Below are 4,170 nucleotides of genomic sequence, written 5' to 3'. Positions count from 1 at the left end.
TGATCGACAGCTCCAAGTGGGACGTGATCGAGGCCGGACTCAAGTGCGTCTCGGGCAAGCCGATCGTCAATTCGATCAGCATGAAGGAGGGCGAGGAGCAGTTCCTCGCGCACGCCCGCAAGTGCATGGATTATGGCGCGGCGGTGGTCGTCATGGCCTTCGACGAGGTGGGGCAGGCTGACACTCAGGCGCGCAAGGTCGAGAGCTGCGCGCGCGCCTACGACCTGCTGATGGAGATCGGCTTCCCGCCCGAGGACATCATCTTCGATCCCAACATCTTCGCGGTCGCGACGGGGATCGAGGAGCATAACAATTACGGCGTCGATTTCATCGAGGCGGTGAAGGAGATCAAGGCGCGCTGCCCGCACGTCCATATCTCGGGCGGGCTGTCGAACCTATCGTTCAGCTTCCGCGGCAACGAGCCCGTGCGCCGGGCGATGCATTCGATCTTCCTTTACCATGCCATTCCGGCGGGGATGGACATGGGCATCGTCAATGCCGGCCAGCTCGACGTCTACGACACGATCGACCCGGAACTGAGGACGGCGTGCGAGGACGTGATCCTCAACCGCAATCCCGACGCGGGCGAGCGGCTGGTCGCGCTCGCCGAGAAGTTTCGCGGCACCGACGCGGCGGCCGAGAAGGCGGCCGAGGAATGGCGCGGCTGGGAGGTGCGCAAGCGGCTGGAACATGCGCTGGTCAAGGGCATCGACGCCCATGTGGTTGCCGATACCGAGGAGATGCGGCTGGCGCTGCCGCGCCCGATTGAGGTGATCGAAGGCCCGCTGATGGACGGCATGAACGTCGTCGGCGACCTGTTCGGATCGGGCAAGATGTTCCTGCCGCAGGTGGTGAAGTCCGCCCGCGTGATGAAGAAGGCCGTCGCCCACCTGCTCCCCTTCATCGAGGCGGAAAAGGCGGCCGGCGCCAAGGCCAAGGGGCGGATCGTGCTCGCCACGGTGAAGGGCGACGTGCACGATATCGGCAAGAACATCGTCGGCGTCGTGCTGGCGTGCAACGGCTACGAGATCATCGATCTGGGCGTGATGGTGTCGTGGAGCGACATCCTGAAGGCCGCGAACGACAACGACGCCGACATGATCGGCCTGTCGGGGCTGATCACGCCCTCGCTCGACGAGATGGTGACCGTCGCGACCGAGATGCAGCGGGCGAAGATGGCGATGCCGCTGCTGATCGGCGGCGCGACCACGTCCAAGGTCCATACCGCACTGCGCATCGATCCGGCCTATGCCGGACCGGTGGTGCACGTGCTCGACGCCAGCCGCGCGGTCGGGGTCGCCTCGACGCTCATGTCCGACACGCAGCGCGACGGCTTCGTCGCGAAGACCGCGTCCGAATATGAGGCGGTGCGCGTCGCGCGCGAGGGCAAGGGCCAGAACGATCTCGCCCCGATCGCGGAGGCGCGCGCCAACGCCTTCGCCTATGATCCGGGGCAGAAGCCGGCCGCGCCCGCCCGGCCCGGCCTGCACGTGTTCGACGGCTGGCCGCTCGACGATCTGCGTCCCTATATCGACTGGACGCCCTTCTTCCGCGCGTGGGAGCTCGCCGGCAATTATCCCGCGATCCTCGACGATGCGGTAGTGGGGGAAAGCGCGCGCGGCCTGTTCGCCGATGCGCAGGCGATGCTCGACACGATCATCGCCGAAAAGTGGCTGACCGCGAAGGGCGTGGCCGGGCTGTGGCCCGCGCGCCGCGAAGGCGACGACATCATCGTCCATCCCGGCCACGATCCCGCGGCGCCGGTCGCGCACGGCCCGCTCGAGGCGCTGGCCGCCGCCCGCGCGCTGCCCGAACATGAGGTGCGCCTGCCCATGCTGCGCCAGCAGATCAAGAAGCGCGAGGGGCGCGCCAACATGTGCCTCGCCGACTTCATCGATCCGGCGGGGGATGACTGGCTGGGCGGGTTCGCGGTCGGCATCCACGGCATCGATCCGCACATCGCCCGGTTCAAGGCGGACCATGACGATTATCGCGACATCCTGCTCAAGGCGCTGGCCGACCGTCTGGCGGAGGCCTTTGCCGAGCGGCTGCACGCGCACGTCCGCACCGATCTGTGGGGCTATGCGGCGGGCGAGCAACTCACCAACGAGGCGCTGATCAAGGAACAGTATCGCGGCATCCGCCCCGCGCCCGGTTACCCCGCCTGCCCGGACCACAGCCTGAAGCCGCTCCTGTTCGACCTGCTCGGCGCGGGGCAGGCGACCGGCCTGACGCTGACCGAAAGCTTCGCGATGCTGCCGACGGCGGCGGTGTCGGGCTTCTACTTCGGCCACGCCGACAGCCAGTATTTCGGCGTCGCGCGCATCGGCCGCGACCAGATGGAGGATTATGCCGGCCGCCGCCGGGTCGATCTGGAAACGGCGGAGCGCTGGCTCCGCCCCAACCTCGACTGATCTCCTGCTGCCTTAAATAGATTAAAGCGCTTGCGGCGGGATGCTGTGAAAGTCGGCTCGATCAAGGAGACCGACGATGCGCCACGAGTCGAAAGTTCTTCACCATCGGGCTGCCGCTTCGCGCGAAGACGAGGCCGCCGCCCATGCTTCCAGCAAGGAAATCGCGCACTTGCACGAAGCACTCGCCGAACTGCATCGCAAGGAAGCGGCAAAGATGGACTCGGCGCGGGAATTGCTTAGAATGGCGTTCGGCCGACAGACAGCTTCGGAGGAATCTTAGGCCCGAACAGTCGTGGTGCGGGTCGTGCACGCCTAGGGCGCGGCCCGGTCCGTTTTCGACGCCCTGCAGGGCGATAGCCGGCGGTCGCAGCCGCGCGGGAACGTCATCGATCCAGTATCTGTGCGATAGCCACGCTCACGATCATCTCGGCAGATGAAGGGCGCCTTCATGACGAACCCTCTGGTCCGAAAGCTGGGCAGTTTCACGATGCTGTCCGATGACGACAAGGCCCGGCTCAACGGATTGAGCCGGTCGACGCAGCGCCACAAGGCCGGAACCGATCTGATCGCGCAGGGCGATCGGCCACGGGAGGTGTTCCTGCTAATCGAAGGCTGGGCCTGCCGGTACAAGGTGCTGCCCGACGGCAACCGGCAGATCATGGCCTACCTCATCCCCGGCGACCTCTGCGATATTCACGTCTTCATCCTCAAGGCGATGGATCACGCCATCGGCCTGTTGAGCGACGCCCGGGTGGCCGCCATCCCGAAGCGGGTCATGCTCGATACGTTACGCGAGCATCCTGGAATCGCGCAGGCGCTTTTCTGGGCGACCTTGGTCGATGAGGCCGTGTTGCGGGAATGGCTGGTCAATATCGGGCAGCGCGACGCCTATCGGCGCACCGCCCACCTCTTCTGCGAAATGCGGTTGCGTATGCGGCAGGTCGGGTTGACGCACGACGGCGCATTTTCGCTGCCGCTCACGCAGGAGCAGCTTGGCGATACGATGGGGCTGACCTCGGTTCATGTGAACCGCACGCTTCAGAAGATGCGCGCCGAAGGCCTGATCTCGCTGCAAGGCGGTGTGCTCACCATCCACGATCCCGATCGGATGGCGGCCATCGCGGGCTTCGATCCGAATTATCTGCATCTGGACCGGCGCGAGCCGCTCCAGGTTAGCGATCCGGCGGCGCCTTTCGCTTAAACCGATCTCCACGGGAGGCAGCGCCAGCCGGATGCTCCGGCGATGCTGCGTGGTGACAGCATGAAACGCTACTTTTTCGACGTGAGCGACGGCTGGCACGATCCCGATCGGGTCGGCACCGAACTCGCCGACGATCAGGCCGCGCGGCGCGAGGCGATCCGCTTCGCCAGCGACATCCTGCGGCACGAGCCCCATCGCCTGGAAGAGGCGCGGATGCGGATCGACGTTCACGATCTCGAACGAACCGTCGAATTCGTAATCGAGATCAGGATGCAGACGCTCGGCGCATTTCAGGCGGATTGATACGCGCGATTGCGCCCGGCCGCATTGCCACTCTATACTCCGACAAAAGCCGAAGGGGATGATGTGCATTCGATGAAACTCGCGCTCGCCGCGCTCGCGCTGGCGGCCCCGGGAACCGCGGTACAGGCGCAGCGCGAGAGCGGCGCGGTCGCGGTCCAGGTCCGGGCGAACGAACGCGGGCCTAGGATCGATCGCAACATCTTCGGCCAGTTCGCCGAGCATCTCGGCACCGGCGTCTATGAGGGCATCTGG

4 protein-coding genes and 1 pseudogene are annotated in these 4,170 nt (G+C 65.9%); all 5 read left to right on the top strand.

Annotated elements, in window-relative coordinates; all coding sequences use genetic code 11:
• The coding region (locus ACOJSF_RS05985) for a vitamin B12 dependent-methionine synthase activation domain-containing protein (RefSeq protein ID WP_420141312.1) at positions 1-2,414 on the top strand (2,414 nt) is incomplete at its 5' end.
• Between the two features lie 76 nt (positions 2,415-2,490).
• The gene (locus ACOJSF_RS05980; RefSeq protein ID WP_420141311.1) at positions 2,491-2,694 is read left to right on the top strand and encodes a hypothetical protein; all 204 of its coding nucleotides are present in this window, start codon (positions 2,491-2,493) and stop codon (positions 2,692-2,694) included.
• 153 nt (positions 2,695-2,847) lie between these two features.
• Positions 2,848-3,615, top strand: coding sequence for a Crp/Fnr family transcriptional regulator (locus tag ACOJSF_RS05975; RefSeq protein ID WP_420141310.1), 768 nt, complete (start codon positions 2,848-2,850; stop codon positions 3,613-3,615).
• Between the two features lie 60 nt (positions 3,616-3,675).
• Complete coding sequence (locus ACOJSF_RS05970; protein ID WP_420141309.1) at positions 3,676-3,918, top strand: DUF6894 family protein; 243 nt, start codon at positions 3,676-3,678, stop codon at positions 3,916-3,918.
• Positions 3,919-3,990: 72 nt separating this feature from the next.
• Positions 3,991-4,170: pseudogene (locus ACOJSF_RS05965) on the top strand (alpha-N-arabinofuranosidase); the annotation flags it as partial.

Origin of the sequence: Sphingomonas sp. (genome assembly GCF_048594985.1) — a bacterium.
In the GTDB taxonomy this organism is placed as follows: Bacteria; Pseudomonadota; Alphaproteobacteria; order Sphingomonadales; family Sphingomonadaceae; genus Sphingomonas_I.
The sequence above is the reverse complement of the archived record's forward strand: the minus strand, read 5'-3'. Positions and strand labels throughout refer to the sequence as shown.

Excerpts from the sequence above, each read along its gene's own strand:
- ACOJSF_RS05970 (WP_420141309.1), top strand. The coding sequence starts at position 3,676 with ATGAAACGCTACTTTTTCGACGTGAGCGACGGCTGGCACGATCCCGAT.
- ACOJSF_RS05980 (WP_420141311.1), top strand. The coding sequence starts at position 2,491 with ATGCGCCACGAGTCGAAAGTTCTTCACCATCGGGCTGCCGCTTCGCGC.
- ACOJSF_RS05975 (WP_420141310.1), top strand. The coding sequence starts at position 2,848 with ATGAAGGGCGCCTTCATGACGAACCCTCTGGTCCGAAAGCTGGGCAGT.